This is a genomic window from Citrobacter sp. RHBSTW-00944 (assembly GCF_013615435.1).
GTDB lineage: Bacteria > Pseudomonadota > Gammaproteobacteria > Enterobacterales > Enterobacteriaceae > Citrobacter > Citrobacter braakii.
This window is the reverse complement of record NZ_CP055418.1, coordinates 4,164,721-4,182,610: the sequence shown is the minus strand read 5'-3', so window position 1 is coordinate 4,182,610 and position 17,890 is coordinate 4,164,721. Positions and strand designations below refer to the sequence as shown.

Below are 17,890 nucleotides of genomic sequence, written 5' to 3'. Positions count from 1 at the left end.
CATCGAGCATCACTCCGCCAGAAACAGCTCCAGCAGAGAATTCAAAAATAGCTTACCGTGTTGGGTAATCTGCCAGTATTCATCGCATTCACTCAGATAGCCCTGGGCAATGGCCTCATCGATCTGTCGACGAATAACGTCTTCGGTAAGCCCGGTATATTGCGTGAACTCCGCGCGAGGCGCGGCTTCCAGCAGCCGGAAACGGTTCATAAAGAACTCAAACGGCTTATCGGCCTCGGCGACATCTCGCTGGCTTTCCAGATAACGTCCTTGCATGTATCCGCGCGGATGTCGCGTTTTGGTCGTGCGCAGGATGCGACCGTCAGGGAAAGTGACTTTGCCGTGCGCGCCGCAGCCAATGCCTAGATAGTCGCCAAAACGCCAGTAATTTAGGTTGTGCTGACACTGATAACCCGGTCTGGCGTAGGCTGAGGTTTCGTACTGCTGATACCCCGCGGCGGTCAGCAACTGGTGGCCTTGCTCAAAAATATCCCACAGCGCGTCGTCGTCCGGTAATACCGGTGGTCGGGACCCGAACAGCGTATTCGGCTCGATGGTCAACTGATACCAGGAAAGATGCGGCGGGTTGAGCGCGATGGCCTGCTGTAAATCGCTCAGCGCCTCTTCCAGCGTCTGATCCGGTAAACCGTGCATCAGGTCGAGGTTAAAGCTGCGTAGTCCCAGACCGCTCGCCAGGTGCGCTGCACGTTTGGCTTCTTCCGGCCCGTGAATACGTCCCAGACGTTCGAGTTTGGCGGAGCTAAAGCTCTGTACACCAATGGAGATACGGTTTACGCCAGCACGTTGATAATCCACAAAGCGATCGGCTTCCACCGTACCGGGATTCGCCTCCATCGTGATTTCTGCATCTGCGGCGAGATTCAGCCGTGCGCGCACGCCGTCGAGCAGCGTTTGCATTGCCGGGCCAGAAAGCAGGCTCGGCGTACCACCACCGATAAAAATCGTCTTTACCTCGCGGCCCTGGGCGTGGGCCACCTCAGAATCCAGATCGCTCAGCAGATGCTGCACATAGTCGTCATGAGGGACTTCGCCTTTAAGCGCATGCGAGTTGAAGTCGCAGTACGGGCATTTCTGCACGCACCACGGGATGTGAATGTAAAGACTTAACGGCGGAAGCTTAACCATTACGCAGGGCATCCAGCAGCAGCTTCAGCGCTTGTCCGCGGTGAGAAATCGCGCTCTTTTCTTCGCGGGTCAGTTCGGCGGCGGTTTTCCCTTCAGACGGCACAAAGAAGATTGGGTCGTAGCCAAAACCACCGTTTCCGGCAGGTTCACGGGCAATAACGCCCGGCCAGCGTCCGTGGCAAACCACAGGTGTTGGATCGTCTGCATGGCGCATATACACCAGCACGCAGTGGAATTGTGCCTGGCGCTTGTCATCAGGAACATCCTGCAGGGTGTGGAGCAGTTTTTCCAGGTTCTGCTGATCGGTTGCATCTTCGCCGGAATAGCGGGCTGAATAGATGCCCGGCGCGCCGCCAAGGGCATTTACCGCCAGACCGGAGTCATCAGCAATGGCGGGTAAACCGGTAATTTGCGCGGCATGACGTGCCTTCAGAATGGCGTTCTCAATAAACGTCAGCCCGGTCTCTTCTGCAGAATCAACACCCAGATCCGTTTGAGCAACAACATCAAGACCGAAATCACTCAGAAGAGAGGCGAGTTCACGCACTTTACCGGCGTTGCCGGTCGCGAGGACAACTTTTTGCATGGGATACCTAATCAGTTAGCGCCGCAATTTCGGGCGGGATCTGTTGCGGATGAATGATTTTAACCTGTTTGTGACGACCAAGCTCGCCCTTCTCAATGACGACCTGGCTTTTTGCCACACGGAACTGTTTGCCGAGAAACTTCACCAGATGGCTATTGGCTTGCCCATCAACCGGTGGGGCGGTAATGGCGACTTTTAACTCGTCGCCATGTAAACCTACAATACTGTCACGGCTGGCTTTAGGCTGAATGTAGAGCCGTAAAACCAGACCGTCATCGCAGGGGGTAACGGCACTCATAGCGCCATCCACAGCCCCGGCAGCAGCATGTTACCTGTCGCCTGTAACACTTCTGCGATGCCCATGTTAATGACATACAGCAGCAGAACCAGGATCATTGGCGAGAAATCGATCCCACCCATGCCTGGAAGTAAGCGACGAATAGGACGCAGCAGCGGATCCGCCAGTTGAATCAGCACGTACTCCACAGGGCTGCGGCCCTGGCTGACCCAGCTCATAATCGCCATCACCAGCAGAACCCAGAAAATCAGCAGTCCGATGGTCTTCAGGACAATCAGCACGGCGGCGATCCAGATGATCGGCTGGAACGTAACCACCTTAAACAGCACGATGGCCTTGATAAAGCTCAGAACGAGCGCAACTAATGCCGATGCGCTGTCAATTGGCCCCATCGGCGGAATAATACGGCGTAACGGCCCAATAATGGGCTGAGTGATTTTCACAATAAACTGCGAGAACGGGTTGTAGAAATCGCAGCGAGACCATTGCATCCACACGCGCAGCAGCAGCGCCATGGTATACAGCTCAATTACCGTTGAGAGCAGGAAGGTCAACGTATTCATGGTGTTCCTTAGTTTTCCTTATTTTTTAGTGTAATCACGAGCACCAAAAATGGCAGTGCCGATGCGCACCATCGTGCTACCCGCCGCAATGGCGGCATCCATATCATCAGACATCCCCAGTGAGAGCGTGTCGATACTTGGGTAACGTGTTTTCAACCCGGCAAATGCTACCGCCATTTGCTGTGCAACTTCAAACTGCCTTACATAATCTGACTCTGGCGCCGGAATCGCCATCAGACCACGCAGGGTAATCCGTGGCAGCGCGGCGACTTCAGCGGCCAGTGCATCAAGCTCTGCAAGCGGAATACCTGACTTACTGTTCTCATCGCTGATATTAATCTGAATCAACACATTGAGCGGCGGCAGCTCCGCCGGGCGCTGTTCGCTCAGACGGGCAGCGATACGCAGACGATCAATCGTATGGCACCAGTCAAAATGTTCAGCGACCAGACGACTTTTGTTCGACTGCAGCGGGCCGATAAAGTGCCACTGCAGATCTTTAACGCCTTTTTCCTGAAAGTAGCGGATCTTATCCACCCCTTCCTGGACATAGTTTTCACCGAAGGCACGCTGCCCTGCGGTCATGGCTTCTTCGATGGCGCTCGCAGGTTTGGTTTTGCTAACTGCAAGCAACATAACTTCTTCTGAAGACCGCCCGCAACGCGTCGCGGCGGCTGAGATTTTGTCCCGGACATGTGCCAGGTTATGCGCGATATCGTTCATTTTCCGAGGATGTTCATATGAATATGGAAGAAATAGTGGCCCTTAGTGTAAAGCATAACGTGTCGGATCTACACCTGTGCAATGCATGGCCTGCGCGCTGGCGCATAGGTGGAAAAGTCGAAACCGCACCATTTACTACGCCTGGTAAGGCTGCAGATAGGCTGAGTATAAAAATGTGAGTCTGTAGGAGGACGTAAACAGATTTAACTGACAGGATTTTCAATTCGTTTTATTCAGCTCCAGTTTGCGCCAGTGTAAATATTCTACAGTTATAAAATTTGGGATGATATTTATTTCTAATAAAGAAAAAACATTAGATAATTGGTAAGGTAAATATTATAACTTCATTTATTATTAAGCAGCAATACACATCGAAAATACAGATTACGGGCATATTTGCGATGTCAATAAATAGAGTTGGAAGCATTTAATGTTCAAGGTGATGGTTCGCTTTGTGATATTTCATACTCTTCGTTTATAAATGAGGTTTTGCAAATGTGGAATAAAGAAGCCGCTGTAAATTTTGTTAGGAATAATGCTCATGCGCACGCTACAGGTTATTGTGCCAGGGCAGTAACAGCAGCAATCGAACATGGTGTGTATCCCGGACCTGGTTATCGTAAAAATCAGCCTCGTATAAACTCTATAGGCATAACTGATGAAACGATTGATATTATTTACTTTTCTATTCTCATCGTTTGCTATGGCAGGAATAATGCCTGCTGATACTCAGGCATTAAGATTCAATGCCTGGTATATCAAGCAGATTGCTCATAATATCATCCCAGTTGCAGATGATCCGACGGCATTAGAGCCTTATGTTATTATTGATACATTGAATAAATTAAAGCAAGCTTATAGAAGCAATGAGCTTGAAGAGGATTATTTTCTAAAAGTTCAGGATTTTGCCGATGAAGACTGGAGTAAGCATATTAGTATTGATCTAATTATAGCTGATCCTATTTGTACCAATGTCTATTTGACATTTGGAACAGGTGAGTCATCTCAAAAAGTTATTGACTGCATGGTATAAGAAAAAGGTGTATGGAAAATCAAGAGCGTGACTACTCGCTATTAGTCGTTGTTTTCACCAATTGAAAATAATCCTGCGACGATGGCTTCTTCGATGGCGCTCGCAGGTTTGGTTTTGCTGACTGCAAGCAACATAACTTCTTCTGAAGACCGCCCGCAACGCGTCGCGGCGGCTGAGATTTTGTCCCGGACATGTGCCAGGTTATGCGCGATATCGTTCATTTTCCGAGGATGTTCATATGAATATGGAAGAAATAGTGGCCCTTAGTGTAAAGCATAACGTGTCGGATCTACACCTGTGCAATGCATGGCCTGCGCGTTGGCGCATACGTGGAAAAGTCGAAATAGCACCATTTACTCCCCCTGACGTGGAGGATCTGCTGATGTGCTGGCTCAGTGAGCAACAACAGGTACAGTGGCGGGAACAGGGGCAGATTGATTTTGCCCTTACGCTGGCGGACTCCCGGCGTCTACGCGCCAGCGCATTTGCTCATCAGCAGGGAACCTCGCTGGCGCTAAGATTGCTACCGCTTGAATGTCCTCGTTTAGACGATCTTCAGACCCCCGAGGCCATACCTAAACTGCTGCACGGTGAAAATGGATTAGTTCTGGTCACTGGAGCCACCGGCAGCGGTAAATCAACTACCCTGGCGGCGATGGTGGAGTACCTTAATCAACATATTGCGGGGCACATTCTGACGCTGGAAGATCCGATTGAATATCGCTACACCAGCCAACGTTGTCTTATTCAACAGCGGGAGGTGGGCGTACACTGCGCTTCTTTTGCTGCCGGTTTGCGCGGCGCGTTACGCGAAGATCCCGACGTCATTTTGCTGGGCGAGCTGCGCGACGTGGAAACTATTCGTTTGGCCTTAACGGCAGCGGAGACCGGGCATCTGGTGTTGGCAACCTTACATACGCGAGGGGCGGCGCAGGCCATCGCGCGGCTGGTGGACACCTTTCCCGCTCAGGAGAAAGATCCGGTGCGTAACCAGCTGGCAGACAGCCTGCGGGCGGTACTTTCGCAAAAGCTGGAGGAAGATAAGCAGGGAGGACGCGTGGCGCTATTCGAGCTGCTCGTCAACACGCCCGCCGTGGGCAATTTGATCCGCGAAGGGAAAACGCATCAGCTACCCGGTGTGATTCAAACCGGGCAGCAGACAGGTATGCAGACGTTTGCACAAAGTCAGCAGCAGCGCCAGGCGCAGGGGCGACTTTAGTAGCCCTGCTCGAAATAGCTTTCAAGGATAATAACGGCAGAAGCGGAATCTACTTTGCCTTTATTCAACGCCCGGTATCCGCCTTGCTCAAACAGGCCTGAGCGGGCTTCGACGGTGCTCAAACGTTCATCGTGCAGCGTTACGGTTACGCCAAAGCGACCGTGAATGCGGTTAGCGAATTTGCGTGCGCGCGCAGTAAGGGGTTGTTCAGTGCCATCCATGTTGAGCGGCAGGCCGACAATGATTTTGTCCGGCTGCCACTCTTTTAGCAGGCGTTCAATCAAACTCCAGTCTGGCGTACCGTCCTGTGCTTTGATGGCGGGCAAGGGTCTCGCCGTACCGGTAATGCGTTGACCAACCGCGACGCCGATACTTTTCGTACCAAAATCAAAAGAGAGTAATGTTCCGCTCATCAGGCGTGTCCCGCCACGCCAGGCATGGTCTGAATATCAATCCCGATAAGCTTCGCCGCATCGCGCCAGCGGTCGGCAATCGGCGTTTTAAATAAGATGTTGAGGTCTGCGGGAGCAGTGAGCCAGGCGTTATCCAGTAGCTCTTGTTCCAGTTGACCTTTTTCCCATGATGAATAGCCCAGCGCAACCAGCACTTCGGATGGCTGCTCCTGCGTACCAAGGGTTTCAAGTACATCGCGGGAGGTGGTGATGATAGTGTTATCTGAAATGCGAATACTGGAGGCAAAGCGTGACGGCGGGGTGTGTAGAATAAATCCACGGTCTTCCGCCAGCGGGCCGCCGAGCATCACCGGTTTGTCCAGACGAATGGCAGGATCGCGTGCTTCTGGAGTAATCTTCAGCTTTTCCAGAATCCCTTCAATTTGTAAGTTTTCCAGAGGCTTATTGACGATAATCCCCATTGCTCCGTTCTCATTGTGTTCACAGATATACACCACGGAACGGCGGAAAATCGGATCCTGGAGAGCAGGCATGGCAATTAGAAAGTGATGCTGTAAATTCATTGTCAGAGGTTCTGTTTCCTGGTTCAAAAAAGCAACAGAGCCCAGTATGTGGGCAAAGCGCGAAGATGTCACCCTCTGAAGATAGCTTTGCCGGATGGCGGCTTCGCCTTATCCGGCCTACGGGGTGCAAATGTAGGCCGGATAAGACGCGAAGGCATCGCCATCCGGCAACTTATTTATTTCTGCAAACGTGCCTCGATGGCGTCCATCAGCATACCGGTAATCGAAACCGGGAACTCCGCTTCAATTTCACGAATACAGGTTGGGCTGGTGACGTTAATTTCCGTCAGACGGTCGCCAATGATATCCAGACCGACAAAAATCAAACCTTTTGCTTTCAGCGTTGGCCCAATGCGACGTGCAATTTCCCAGTCGCTGTCGGTTAATGGACGCGGCTCGCCACGACCGCCGGCTGCCAGGTTGCCACGGGTTTCGCCGCCTTGTGGAATACGCGCCAGGCAGTACGGAACGGGTTCGCCATCGACCACCAGCACGCGTTTATCGCCGTCTTTAATTGCCGGCAGATAGTTCTGCGCCATGCAATAACGGGTACCGTGCTCGGTCAGTGTTTCGGCAATAACGCCAAGGTTCGGATCGCCTTCCTTCACGCGGAAAATAGATGCGCCGCCCATGCCGTCCAGCGGTTTGAGAATGATGTCGCTGTGTTTTTGCCAGAAGGCTTTCAGCTGCGCTTTGTTACGCGTGACCAGTGTTTCCGGCGTCAGGTCGGCAAACCATGCGGTGAACAGCTTCTCGTTACAATCGCGCAGGCTCTGCGGTTTGTTGACGATTAGCGTCCCTTTCTCCTCTGCACGTTCCAGAATATAGGTTGCGTAGATGAACTCGGTATCAAACGGCGGATCCTTACGCATCAGAATGACGTCCAGATCTGCCAGCGGGAGATCCTGCTCGCTATTGAACTCATACCATTTGTCGTAGTTCTGCTCTACGCTCAGGGTACGTGTACGGGCGCGGGCTTCACCGTTGATCAGATAGAGATCGGCCATTTCCATATAATGAATTTCGTAACCGCGACGTTGCGATTCCAGCAGCATAGCGAAGCTGGAATCTTTCTTGATGTTGATGCTTGCGATGGGATCCATCACGATGCCGAGCTTGATCATTGTTCTTCTCCGTTAGCCCAGATCGCCAAAACGCACCTGTAGCGCGGTGATGGCGGTGAGCGCAGTTGTCTCAGTACGCAGAACGCGAGGTCCTAACAGAATATCAGTAAACTGATACCGTGCGGTCATGGCAATTTCATCTGCCGACAGCCCACCTTCGGGGCCAATCAGCAAGCGGATGCGTTCCACCGGGAGCGGCAGCGTATTGATGCTGGCGCTGGCGCGGGGATGCAGGTTCAGTTTCAGACCTTCATCCTGTTCGGCGCACCACGCTTCCAGATCCATCGCCGGGCGAATTTCAGGCACCCGATTACGACCGCACTGTTCGCAGGCGGCAATGGCGATTTTCTGCCACTGCTGGAGCTTCTTGTTCAGGCGTTCGCTGTCCAGTTTAACGCCGCAGCGCTCAGAAAAAAGTGGCGTAATGAGGCTTACACCCAGTTCAATCGATTTTTGGATAGTAAATTCCATTTTTTCACCCCGCGACATCACCTGGCCCAGGTGGATGTGCAGCGGCGATTCTCGATCGTCGAGTTCAGCGTTAAGCACCTTCACGTCCACGCTTTTCTTACTGGCGTGGGTGATTTCGGCGTCGAATATCTGATTGCTGCCATCAAACAGCTGTAGCGCCTGGCCTGGCCCCATACGCAGTACGCGGCCGATATGGTTGGCTGCATCTTCACACAGTGAAATTTGGCGGCCGGAAGTGAGTGGCTCAGGGTGATAAATGCGAGGAATGCGCATAGTTAAACATCCGCGTCATGGCCCTGGGCTGCAAAAGGCCAGGGCATGGTTAAAAAATATTGCTGCTAGTGTAGGTTAGCTCTTTTGCGCCTGGCAAGCGCGTTGCACATAGGGGTTATGGTTCCCCTGTACCTTTGCAATGCGTTCGTCGCGCTCACACTCCCAATCGGTGACCGGATACTGCTTATTCCAGGCATTAAAAAGCTGAGTTTGCTGGCGGGAGAGCGTCAGGTTGTATTGGTCGCGCATGTAAAAATAGGTACGCGCGATGGCGCCACGGGCGCGGGCTGGCGGCTCGGCAACTTTCTCTTTGAAGTCAACCTTCATGGTGCATTGTCCATATTGGCCTTCGCCACCGTTCCACTGGCTGTACATAAAGTTTGCGCGATCGCCATTGACCTCACCCACCGCGGGCTGCAGGTTATGCATATCGCTTTCCATTTTGCGATAGACCGGATCTTTAGCGCAGTTTTTACGCCCTCCGTCCTGCCAGCACTGGCGCTGATGACCAAATTGCCAGGCGGGGACAACGTGTTCCCATTCAATTCGACTGGCGCGGTTTTCATTTTTTCGCACTTTATAGCCGCAGGATTCGAGGTCAACGACCCCTTTTTTTCCTTGCCAGTTAATTTTACATCCGCAATAGAAATCGCCTGGCGCATCGGCGTTAACTTTAACGCCTGCTGCTTTTGCCTGAGAAAAACTGTTGATGCCTTCGGCTAAAACCGAGCCTGAAAACGCAGCGGCTAACAGGGCCGCAGCAAAAGAAAGATTACGGTACATCACGAACTCCGTGTCAAAACGAGCCCGCAACGTAGCGAAAGTTATTCCTGTATGCAATCAGTTAGATCAGAAAAGTTCCTGATAATTCTGAAGATTATTCTGCAACCAACGGTTCACCGCAGTGAACGCAGCGGTAGGTGGCTTCGCCGCGTACAACGCGGTTATGGCGGCGGACGGTCAGTTGGTGTTCCTGACACTTACAGCGGTATGTAAAGGTCTTACGCTGCACGGATTGCAGCTCAAACTGATGCGTGCGCCGGGCCGGTACGCCCAGCACGCTCTCCATCATCCATTTCCACTCTTTCCCGTGCGGCGGTACGCGGCCAAAGTGTTTCCACACCAGTAGATGCGCCAGTTCATGGGGCACCACTTCGTTAACGAACGCGTCAACATTCTCCATCAGCAAAACTGGATTAAGACGAATTTCGTAGGTTTGTAGCCACGCGGTACCCGCGGCGGTTCCGCGCTGTTGGTAAACCAGCTTTGGTTCCGGGTATTGGCGTTCGAGCTTGAGATTGGCCTGAGCGAGTTTTTCCCGCAGGCTGCGCATAACGGCTTGCTGGATGGCGATCGGGAGACGGGAGGTTTTCATAACGCCAGAGGATAGTGCGACAGGGAAGGGACTGCAAGAGGAAGGCTCCCTCCCACGGGGGAGGAAGCCTAACGAGATTAGTCGTGTGCGCCAATTTCGCGCAGTTTACGACCTTTCATCAGGTTACGTTCAATGTGTTCCAGAGAGACGTTTTTAGTTTCAGGGATCAGCCACAGGGTCAGGAAGATGAACAGTACGTTCAGGCCACCGTAGACCCAGAAGGTGTTGGCGCTGCCCAGCGAGTTCAGCATCGTCAGGAAGGTTGCGCCGACAATCATGTTGGCAATCCAGTTAGTTGCGGTAGAGCAGGTGATGCCGAAATCGCGACCTTTCAGCGGCTGGATTTCAGAGCACAGTACCCAAATCAGCGGACCGGCGCTCATCGCAAAGCCAACGATAAACATTAGCAGCATCAGGACAGCGAAGTATTGTGCGGCTGGCGAGTGAATACCCACGTGCATCATGGTACCCAGCACGCCCATACCGACGGCCATGACGATAAAGCCGAGGATCAGCGTAGGTTTACGGCCCCAGCGGTCAACCAGGCCAATGGCGATAAAGGTTGCCAGCACGTTGGTCAGACCGACAATAACGGTCCCCCACATCTGTTCGGTGGTGTTGGTGTAACCCGCCAGCTCAAAGATTTTTGGTGCGTAATACATAATGACGTTCATCCCGGTGAACTGCTGCATCACCTGTAACAGAACGCCAAGGAAAACCGCGCGGCGGAAGTTGCTGTTTTCTTTAAACAGCGCCCAGCCGCTCTGCTTCACCTGCAGGCTTTCACGAATTTCATCCAGCTCGCGCTTGGCTTCAGCGCTGGTGTCACGCAGACGCAACAGAACGCGTTCGGCATCGACAAAACGACGTTTAGCCGCAAACCAACGCGGGCTGTCCGGCAGGAAGATGACGCCAACCAGCAGTAACAGGGCAGGGATAATGATCACGCCCAGCATCCAGCGCCATGCGCCGCTGTAGCTAAACGCCGTATCGGAAAGATACGCACCTAAAATACCGATGGTGATCATTAACTGATACATAGAAATCATGCTGCCGCGAATTTTTTCCGGGGCGATTTCGGACAAGTACAACGGTGCGGTATAAGACGCAACGCCGACTGCCAGGCCGAGCAGCACGCGGGAAACCAGCAGCACTTCAACGTTTGGCGCTGCGGCGGAGAACAGCGAACCGGCAACAAACAGGATTGCGCCGATCATCAGGCTTTTTTTACGCCCCAGCTTGAAGGAGAGCCAACCGCTGCCGACGGCGCCCACTGCCGCACCAAACATCATGGAACTCACCACCCATTCCTGAGTGTGTGGGGTAATTTGGAACTCGTCGGTGATGAACGGTAAAGCACCGGCAATAACACCGATATCCAGGCCAAAAAGTAATCCAGCCAGGGCTGCCAGGAAGCAGACAAAAAATGTCATGGCTTTGTTGGAATGCCCCGTTTTTTTATTGTCAGGCATGATGCCCTCCGTTGGGTAGCTAGTTTTGTTGATGTTAAGGGTAGGTGAGTACGGGGTAAAAAAATGCGAATCACATCACATTAGTGTAATCGGTTACACTAACATTCATGTGGATTATTGCTTAATGAATTGAAAGTTAACATTATTTATTATTATAGAGTAAAGTTGATTGGCTGATTTTAAGACAATGCTGAAATATGATGTAACAGTGATGCAATGCTGGTAACGAAGAGATGTGAATTCAAGGTAGATAGAAATACTGTGCTATGTAATCGCTTTCATTTGTTATTGAAGCAAATGAAATTAGCGTGGTTATAGCGATGGGGGATGGGAGAGCAAATGACATAAAAAAAGACCAGCGCGAGGCTGGTCTTCATAAGCGTTGAGCCGTAGAGGAATTACTTCAGACCGGCAGCTTCACGCAGCAGGGCAGCTTTGTCGGTTTTTTCCCATGGGAAATGTTCACGACCAAAGTGACCGTAAGCAGCGGTTTCTTTGTAAATCGGGTGCAGCAGATCCAGCATCTGAATCAGGCCATACGGGCGCAGGTCGAAGAACTCACGCACCAGCAGGGTCAGCTGTTCTGAAGGCACTTTTTCAGTACCGAACGTTTCCACCATGATAGAGGTCGGTTCAGCCACGCCGATTGCGTAGGAAACCTGAATCTCACAACGGTCAGCCAGGCCAGCGGCAACGATGTTTTTCGCTACGTAGCGGGCTGCATAAGCTGCGGAACGGTCTACTTTAGACGGATCCTTACCAGAGAATGCGCCGCCGCCGTGACGGGCCATGCCGCCGTAGGTATCAACGATGATTTTACGACCCGTCAGACCGCAGTCACCCATTGGACCGCCGATAACGAAACGACCAGTTGGGTTGATGAAGAACTTGGTTGAAGCTGTCAGCCATTCAGTCGGCAGTACCGGCTTGATGATCTCTTCCATAACGGCTTCTTGCAGCGATTTCTGATCGATATCTTCAGAGTGCTGAGTCGACAGAACAACCGCATCAATACCGACGATTTTACCGTCGTCATACTGGAAGGTTACCTGGCTTTTTGCATCCGGGCGCAGCCAGGATAAGGTGCCGTTTTTACGCACTTCAGCCTGACGCTGCACCAGACGGTGAGCATAGGTAATCGGGGCTGGCATCAGCACGTCGGTTTCGTTGGTTGCATAACCAAACATCAGACCCTGGTCGCCTGCGCCCTGTTCCAGCGGATCCGCACGGTCAACACCCTGGTTGATGTCCGGAGACTGTTTACCAATCGCGCTCAGTACCGCACAAGAGTTGGCATCAAAGCCCATGTCGGAATGCACATAGCCAATTTCGCGAACCGTGTTACGGGTGATCTCTTCGATATCAACCCATGCGCTGGTGGTGATCTCACCGCCAACTAAAACCATGCCGGTTTTGACGTAGGTTTCGCAGGCAACGCGTGCTTTCGGATCCTGCTCCAGGATTGCATCCAGCACGGCATCAGAGATTTGGTCAGCGATTTTGTCAGGATGCCCTTCTGATACGGACTCGGACGTAAAAAGGTGTTTTGCCATATTTAATTTCACCTAAGGAGAATGTAGTTAGCTCAAACTGTCGAGTGGAATAGCCATGTGTAGAAGATTCTACCATGAGTCTGCAGATGACGGACACTGGCAGTCTGAGTGTTAATCGGTATAGATGGATTAACATCTGGACGGCTATTTTAAGGTGGTTCTGCGCCTGATTTCCAGCTTTTTTTGATTGAGCTCGCATTGTACTGAAAATGTAACTGGAAATTTTTCCTGACGGTGCTGGCAATGCGCGTATTTATCTTTTGCTTTTTCGTACTGTTGTCGGTATAAAACGCGGCGCGCGGCTCATATCCGTCATACTTCAAGTTGCATGTGCGTTGGCAATACTCGCCCAGTCACTTACTCCTGTAAGCGCCCGGGGATTCACTGCGTTGCCGCCTTCCCGCAACTCGATTTATTGAGGATAGACAAAAAAGCACACGACGTTTTCATCGTGTTGCCACTTCCAGCCGGGTTAAAACTTTAGCTTTGGCTTGTGGGTTCGTTCCGTCAGGAGCAACCGTGGAGGTGATACGAGATAATGAACCGTTGTATTCTGCTGAATCTGTCGCACCGTTCTGGTGTACATATGTCCCCCGCAATCTGCATCTTGCATACCTGCCGATGTTATACCCATCTCGGCGCTTCTCAGGACTCCAGGGCCGGCAACGGTCACTAAGAACTGAACAAGGGCGCTCTTGGTAAACAAGAGTTTTCTCGTGGTTTCGCCGAACCGTCAGCATTAAGTTCGGTTACGTGTTTACATTGATATGAAAAAGAAACCGGTCGCACAGTCGGAGCGTCAGCACTATCTGCTGGAAATTCTGCCTGTATTTGGGTTGTTATCGCGTCTTCGGATTGCGATAGTAGTCAACTGTTTTACACTTGTTAATAAAATTTGAGGTTCGCTATGTCTGACGACATTTCTTTGGGTTCGCCTTCGTCAGCAGGCGAACACGGTGTACTACGCTCCATGCAGGAGGTTGCAATGAGTTCCCAGGAAGCCAGCAAGATGCTGCGTACTTACAATATTGCCTGGTGGGGTAATAACTACTATGACGTCAATGAACTGGGCCACATCAGCGTGTGCCCGGATCCCGACGTACCAGAAGCGCGCGTTGACCTTGCTGAGTTGGTGAAAGCCCGTGAAGCGCAGGGCCAGCGTTTGCCTGCATTGTTCTGCTTCCCGCAGATCCTGCAACACCGTCTGCGTTCGATTAACGCCGCGTTTAAGCGCGCCCGTGAGTCTTACGGCTACAACGGTGACTATTTCCTCGTTTACCCGATCAAGGTTAACCAGCACCGTCGCGTGATTGAATCGCTGATCCACTCCGGCGAACCGCTGGGGCTGGAAGCCGGTTCTAAAGCTGAACTGATGGCCGTTCTGGCTCATGCCGGAATGACCCGCAGCGTGATCGTGTGTAACGGCTATAAAGACCGCGAATACATCCGCCTGGCGCTAATTGGCGAAAAGATGGGCCATAAGATCTATCTGGTCATCGAGAAGATGTCTGAAATCGCTATCGTGCTGGATGAAGCTGAACGACTGAATGTTGTTCCGCGTCTGGGCGTGCGTGCGCGTCTGGCGTCGCAGGGTTCCGGCAAATGGCAGTCCTCCGGCGGAGAGAAATCGAAATTTGGCCTGGCGGCAAACCAGGTGCTGCAACTGGTAGAAATGCTGCGCGAGCGCGGTCGTCTGGACAGTATTCAGTTGCTGCACTTCCACCTCGGCTCACAGATGGCGAACATTCGTGATATTGCCACCGGCGTACGTGAGTCGGCGCGTTTCTACGTTGAGCTGCACAAGCTTGGTGTAAATATCCAGTGCTTCGACGTGGGCGGTGGCCTGGGCGTGGACTACGAAGGTACCCGTTCGCAGTCAGACTGCTCCGTAAACTACGGCCTGAACGAATACGCGAACAACATCATCTGGGCCATTGGCGACGCCTGTGAAGAGCACGGTCTGCCGCACCCGACGGTAATTACCGAATCCGGTCGCGCTGTTACCGCGCATCATACCGTGCTGGTGTCTAATATTATCGGCGTTGAGCGTAGTGAGCATACCGAAGCAACGCCTCCGGCTGACGATGCGCCGCGTGCCCTGCAAAGCATGTGGGAAACCTGGCAAGAGATGCATGAGCCGGGAACCCGTCGTTCGCTGCGTGAATGGCTGCACGACAGCCAGATGGATCTGCACGATATTCACGTTGGGTACTCTTCAGGCACCTTTAGCCTGCAGGAACGCGCGTGGGCAGAACAGCTCTATCTGAACATGTGTCACGATGTGCAAAAACAACTCGACCCGAGCAACCGCGCGCACCGTCCGATTATCGACGAGTTGCAGGAGCGTATGGCGGATAAGATTTACGTCAACTTCTCACTGTTCCAGTCGATGCCGGATGCGTGGGGGATCGATCAGCTGTTCCCGGTGATGCCGTTGGAAGGGCTGAACAAGGCTCCTGAGCGCCGTGCGGTGCTGCTGGATATCACCTGTGACTCTGATGGCGCTATCGACCACTATGTTGATGGTGACGGCATTGCGACCACCATGCCGATGCCGGAATACGACCCGGAGAACCCGCCGATGCTGGGCTTCTTTATGGTGGGTGCGTACCAGGAGATCCTTGGCAACATGCACAACCTGTTCGGTGATACTGAAGCGGTTGACGTGTTCGTCTTCCCTGACGGCAGCGTGGAAGTTGAGCTGTCTGACGAAGGGGATACCGTGGCGGATATGCTGCAGTATGTGCAGTTGGATCCGAACACCCTGCTAACGCAGTTCCGTGATCAAGTGAAAAACACCGATCTGGATACCGAGTTGCAGCAGCAGTTCCTCGAAGAGTTTGAGGCAGGTCTGTACGGATATACCTATCTCGAAGACGAGTAATGCTGTTGGGGTTCGCTTGAACCTGAGCAAATTAACGGCGATAATTCGCCTATACAAGTAGTCACGTAAATCAATCCCTTCCTCGTCGGGCTTAACGACGCGGAGGGGATTTTTTTTCACCGATTTTAAAAGAGGTCAGTACATGAGCACCTTAGGTCATCAATACGACAACTCCCTGGTTTCTAACGCCTTTGGTTTTTTGCGTCTGCCGATGAACTTCATGCCGTACGACAGCGACGCCGACTGGGTGATCACCGGCGTACCGTTTGATATGGCAACGTCTGGCCGCGCGGGCGGTCGTCATGGTCCGGCTGCGATCCGTCAGGTTTCCACTAACCTGGCGTGGGAACACAATCGCTTCCCGTGGGACTTCGATATGCGCGAGCGCCTGAACGTGGTGGACTGCGGCGATCTGGTTTATGCGTTCGGTGATGCCCGTGAAATGAGTGAAAAACTGCAGGCGCATGCTGAGAAGTTGCTTTCTGCCGGTAAGCGCATGCTCTCTTTCGGCGGTGACCACTTCGTCACGCTGCCGCTCCTGCGCGCGCATGCTAAACACTTTGGTAAAATGGCGCTGGTGCACTTTGATGCCCACACCGACACCTACGCTAACGGCTGTGAATTCGACCACGGTACCATGTTCTACACTGCGCCGAACGAAGGTCTGATCGATCCGAATCACTCTGTGCAGATCGGTATTCGTACCGAGTTCGACAAAGATAACGGATTTACCGTGCTGGATGCTTGTCAGGTGAACGATCGCGGCGTTGATGACATCATCGCCCAGGTTAAGCAGATTGTTGGTGATATGCCGGTGTATCTGACCTTTGATATCGACTGCCTCGATCCGGCGTTTGCTCCTGGAACCGGTACGCCCGTGATCGGCGGTCTGACTTCCGATCGCGCGATCAAGCTGGTACGTGGTCTGAAAGATCTGAATATCGTCGGGATGGATGTGGTGGAAGTGGCTCCGGCCTACGATCAGTCAGAGATCACCGCGCTGGCGGCGGCTACGCTGGCACTGGAAATGCTGTATATCCAGGCGGCGAAGAAAGGCGAATAACGGGTTTCGGACTATTTTGCCGGATGTCGCTGACGCTAGTCCGGCCTACATTATTGCTGAATTTGTAGGCCGGATAAGGCGTTCACGCCACCATCCGGCACTGTTCGAGGATTATTTTATCCCGTCTGCGCTCATGCGATCGCGAATGTGTTGCGCACGTTCTGCAGATGCCGGGTGATCGTCAAACATTGAGCTTTGGCGTCCTGCTTCCAGTTTTGCCAGTTTCTCAAAGCTGGTGGCCAGTCCTGCCGGATTGATCCCACGTTTGCGCAACAAATCATACGAGTAATCATCCGCTTCGGATTCCTGACGCTGGGAGAACTGCGAGTTCACCAGTTTCTCGCCAAGATCGCCCAATTGCGACTGCGACAGGCTGCCGACAATGCCGCCAGCGGAAGCCGCTGCTGCACGTACGGCGTTAGTGCCCAGCGCGACCTGCATGCCTTTTTTCACGTGACCCAGCGCGACGTGGCCCATTTCGTGGCCGATCACCGCTTCGACTTCGTTATCGGTCATCATATCCATCAGGCCGCTGTACACGCGGATACAACCGTTCGCCATGGCAAAGGCATTCACATCTTTCGCCATATAGACTTTGTAGTTCACCGGCTGGCCGTTAATGTTGTCGCCAAGCGCGGCGGCGATTTTGCCAAGACGCGTTGCGTACTCGCTGCTGGCAGGGGCGATAGTAGCCTTGCTGTCCATATCGTTACAGGCCTGATCGCTCAGCGCTTTTACCTGAGTATCGCTCAGACTATAGGCCTGAAAAGCCTCTGCGCCAGAAGAAAGCAGTCCGTTTGAGTCCATGTTCTGGCAGCCGGTCAATGCCGCCGCCATGCTCGTAGCAAGCAGTAAAGCGCGAATTTTCATTTTTTCTCTTCCGCACAAAGTCAGGATTATTCTAAAAAATGCGTCGTTTGCAGGTAAACCGACGCTCGGCCTAAGTATAAAGAAAAGAACATTCAGCGGGCGAGAAGATTGCGCAACTTGCGCGCATGATCCAGAGATTTCTGAAGCGGTAAAAGGATGCTCCATGTACATGACACGCGGCTTGGGTTACATTGTTGGCACTTTTTTCCGGCGTAGCCCAAAACGCGCTGTCGTCAAGTCGTTAAGGGCTCAGCCTTCATT

21 protein-coding genes and 2 pseudogenes are annotated in these 17,890 nt (G+C 52.6%); 8 read left to right on the top strand and 15 right to left on the bottom strand.

Features of this window, described 5'->3' with window-relative positions:
- Positions 1 to 9: 9 nt before the first annotated feature.
- The 5 genes from hemW to HV334_RS20230 are packed head-to-tail and all read right to left on the bottom strand — an operon-like array spanning position 10 to position 3,316.
- Entirely contained in the window at positions 10 to 1,146 is a 1,137-nt protein-coding gene (gene hemW, locus HV334_RS20250) for a radical SAM family heme chaperone HemW (RefSeq protein WP_019077663.1), read from the bottom strand.
- On the bottom strand, positions 1,139 to 1,732 hold the full coding sequence (locus HV334_RS20245; protein WP_016154402.1) for an XTP/dITP diphosphatase: 594 nt from the start codon (positions 1,730 to 1,732) through the stop codon (positions 1,139 to 1,141). Before HV334_RS20245 ends, hemW begins: the two co-directional genes overlap by 8 nt.
- Positions 1,733 to 1,739: 7 nt before the next feature.
- Positions 1,740 to 2,030: a DUF167 family protein YggU gene (gene yggU / locus HV334_RS20240; protein ID WP_005123286.1), complete on the bottom strand. Its 291-nt coding sequence runs from the start codon at positions 2,028 to 2,030 to the stop codon at positions 1,740 to 1,742.
- Positions 2,027 to 2,593: a YggT family protein gene (locus HV334_RS20235; protein WP_016154401.1), complete on the bottom strand. Its 567-nt coding sequence runs from the start codon at positions 2,591 to 2,593 to the stop codon at positions 2,027 to 2,029. The genes yggU and HV334_RS20235 overlap by 4 nt, the downstream gene beginning before the upstream one ends.
- Positions 2,594 to 2,611: 18 nt before the next feature.
- Positions 2,612 to 3,316 carry a YggS family pyridoxal phosphate-dependent enzyme gene (locus HV334_RS20230; RefSeq protein WP_181220831.1) on the bottom strand — a complete coding sequence of 235 codons (705 nt, stop codon included), beginning with the start codon at positions 3,314 to 3,316 and terminating at the stop codon, positions 2,612 to 2,614.
- Here HV334_RS20230 and HV334_RS20225 point away from each other — a divergent pair.
- The 3 genes and pseudogenes from HV334_RS20225 to HV334_RS20215 form a co-directional block, all read left to right on the top strand.
- Positions 3,289 to 3,459: pseudogene (locus HV334_RS20225) on the top strand (type IV pili twitching motility protein PilT); the annotation flags it as partial. The gene HV334_RS20230 and the pseudogene HV334_RS20225 overlap by 28 nt on opposite strands.
- Positions 3,460 to 3,733: 274 nt before the next feature.
- A complete protein-coding gene (locus HV334_RS20220) occupies positions 3,734 to 4,042 on the top strand; it encodes a hypothetical protein (protein WP_181221948.1) in 309 nt (102 codons plus the stop codon).
- On the top strand, positions 4,032 to 4,349 hold the full coding sequence (locus HV334_RS20215; RefSeq protein WP_249415035.1) for a YbjP/YqhG family protein: 318 nt from the start codon (positions 4,032 to 4,034) through the stop codon (positions 4,347 to 4,349). The genes HV334_RS20220 and HV334_RS20215 overlap by 11 nt, the downstream gene beginning before the upstream one ends.
- A 50-nt stretch (positions 4,350 to 4,399) precedes the next feature.
- Here the strand turns inward: HV334_RS20215 and HV334_RS20210 are convergent.
- Positions 4,400 to 4,570 (bottom strand): annotated as a pseudogene (locus HV334_RS20210) (YggS family pyridoxal phosphate enzyme); the annotation flags it as partial.
- Positions 4,571 to 4,587: 17 nt separating this feature from the next.
- Between HV334_RS20210 and HV334_RS20205 the strand changes: the two are divergent.
- Positions 4,588 to 5,568 carry a type IV pilus twitching motility protein PilT gene (locus HV334_RS20205; protein ID WP_141875633.1) on the top strand — a complete coding sequence of 327 codons (981 nt, stop codon included), beginning with the start codon at positions 4,588 to 4,590 and terminating at the stop codon, positions 5,566 to 5,568.
- Here the strand turns inward: HV334_RS20205 and ruvX are convergent.
- The 8 genes from ruvX to metK form a co-directional block, all read right to left on the bottom strand.
- Complete coding sequence (gene ruvX, locus HV334_RS20200) at positions 5,565 to 5,981, bottom strand: Holliday junction resolvase RuvX (RefSeq protein WP_181220829.1); 417 nt, start codon at positions 5,979 to 5,981, stop codon at positions 5,565 to 5,567. The genes HV334_RS20205 and ruvX overlap by 4 nt on opposite strands.
- Positions 5,981 to 6,544 carry a YqgE/AlgH family protein gene (locus HV334_RS20195; protein ID WP_016154395.1) on the bottom strand — a complete coding sequence of 188 codons (564 nt, stop codon included), beginning with the start codon at positions 6,542 to 6,544 and terminating at the stop codon, positions 5,981 to 5,983. The genes ruvX and HV334_RS20195 overlap by 1 nt, the downstream gene beginning before the upstream one ends.
- A 176-nt stretch (positions 6,545 to 6,720) precedes the next feature.
- Complete coding sequence (gene gshB / locus HV334_RS20190; protein ID WP_181220828.1) at positions 6,721 to 7,668, bottom strand: glutathione synthase; 948 nt, start codon at positions 7,666 to 7,668, stop codon at positions 6,721 to 6,723.
- 12 nt (positions 7,669 to 7,680) lie between these two features.
- Positions 7,681 to 8,412: a 16S rRNA (uracil(1498)-N(3))-methyltransferase gene (gene rsmE / locus HV334_RS20185; RefSeq protein ID WP_181220827.1), complete on the bottom strand. Its 732-nt coding sequence runs from the start codon at positions 8,410 to 8,412 to the stop codon at positions 7,681 to 7,683.
- Positions 8,413 to 8,487: 75 nt separating this feature from the next.
- A complete protein-coding gene (endA, locus tag HV334_RS20180; protein ID WP_016154392.1) occupies positions 8,488 to 9,195 on the bottom strand; it encodes a deoxyribonuclease I in 708 nt (235 codons plus the stop codon).
- A 94-nt stretch (positions 9,196 to 9,289) separates the two neighbouring features.
- Positions 9,290 to 9,787, bottom strand: coding sequence for a SprT family zinc-dependent metalloprotease (locus HV334_RS20175; RefSeq protein WP_016157438.1), 498 nt, complete (start codon positions 9,785 to 9,787; stop codon positions 9,290 to 9,292).
- Positions 9,788 to 9,864: 77 nt separating this feature from the next.
- Positions 9,865 to 11,259, bottom strand: a complete 1,395-nt coding sequence (galP, locus tag HV334_RS20170; protein WP_016154390.1) for a galactose/proton symporter — start codon at positions 11,257 to 11,259, stop codon at positions 9,865 to 9,867.
- A gap of 398 nt (positions 11,260 to 11,657) precedes the next feature.
- Entirely contained in the window at positions 11,658 to 12,812 is a 1,155-nt protein-coding gene (gene metK / locus HV334_RS20165; protein ID WP_003027071.1) for a methionine adenosyltransferase, read from the bottom strand.
- Positions 12,813 to 13,350: 538 nt separating this feature from the next.
- On the opposite strand from metK, the gene HV334_RS25460 reads away from it, so the two are divergent.
- From HV334_RS25460 to speB, 4 genes are all read left to right on the top strand, one after another.
- Positions 13,351 to 13,488 carry a hypothetical protein gene (locus HV334_RS25460; RefSeq protein ID WP_269149342.1) on the top strand — a complete coding sequence of 46 codons (138 nt, stop codon included), beginning with the start codon at positions 13,351 to 13,353 and terminating at the stop codon, positions 13,486 to 13,488.
- 91 nt (positions 13,489 to 13,579) lie between these two features.
- A complete protein-coding gene (gene yqgB / locus HV334_RS20155; protein WP_049041971.1) occupies positions 13,580 to 13,711 on the top strand; it encodes an acid stress response protein YqgB in 132 nt (43 codons plus the stop codon).
- 8 nt (positions 13,712 to 13,719) lie between these two features.
- Positions 13,720 to 15,696 (top strand): biosynthetic arginine decarboxylase, encoded by a 1,977-nt coding sequence (speA, locus tag HV334_RS20150; protein WP_016154389.1) that lies wholly within the window; start codon positions 13,720 to 13,722, stop codon positions 15,694 to 15,696.
- A 142-nt stretch (positions 15,697 to 15,838) separates the two neighbouring features.
- Positions 15,839 to 16,759: an agmatinase gene (gene speB, locus HV334_RS20145; RefSeq protein WP_016154388.1), complete on the top strand. Its 921-nt coding sequence runs from the start codon at positions 15,839 to 15,841 to the stop codon at positions 16,757 to 16,759.
- Between the two features lie 111 nt (positions 16,760 to 16,870).
- Here speB and HV334_RS20140 read toward each other — a convergent pair whose 3' ends face one another.
- Positions 16,871 to 17,629 (bottom strand): M48 family metallopeptidase, encoded by a 759-nt coding sequence (locus HV334_RS20140; RefSeq protein ID WP_181220826.1) that lies wholly within the window; start codon positions 17,627 to 17,629, stop codon positions 16,871 to 16,873.
- Positions 17,630 to 17,890 lie beyond the last annotated feature (261 nt).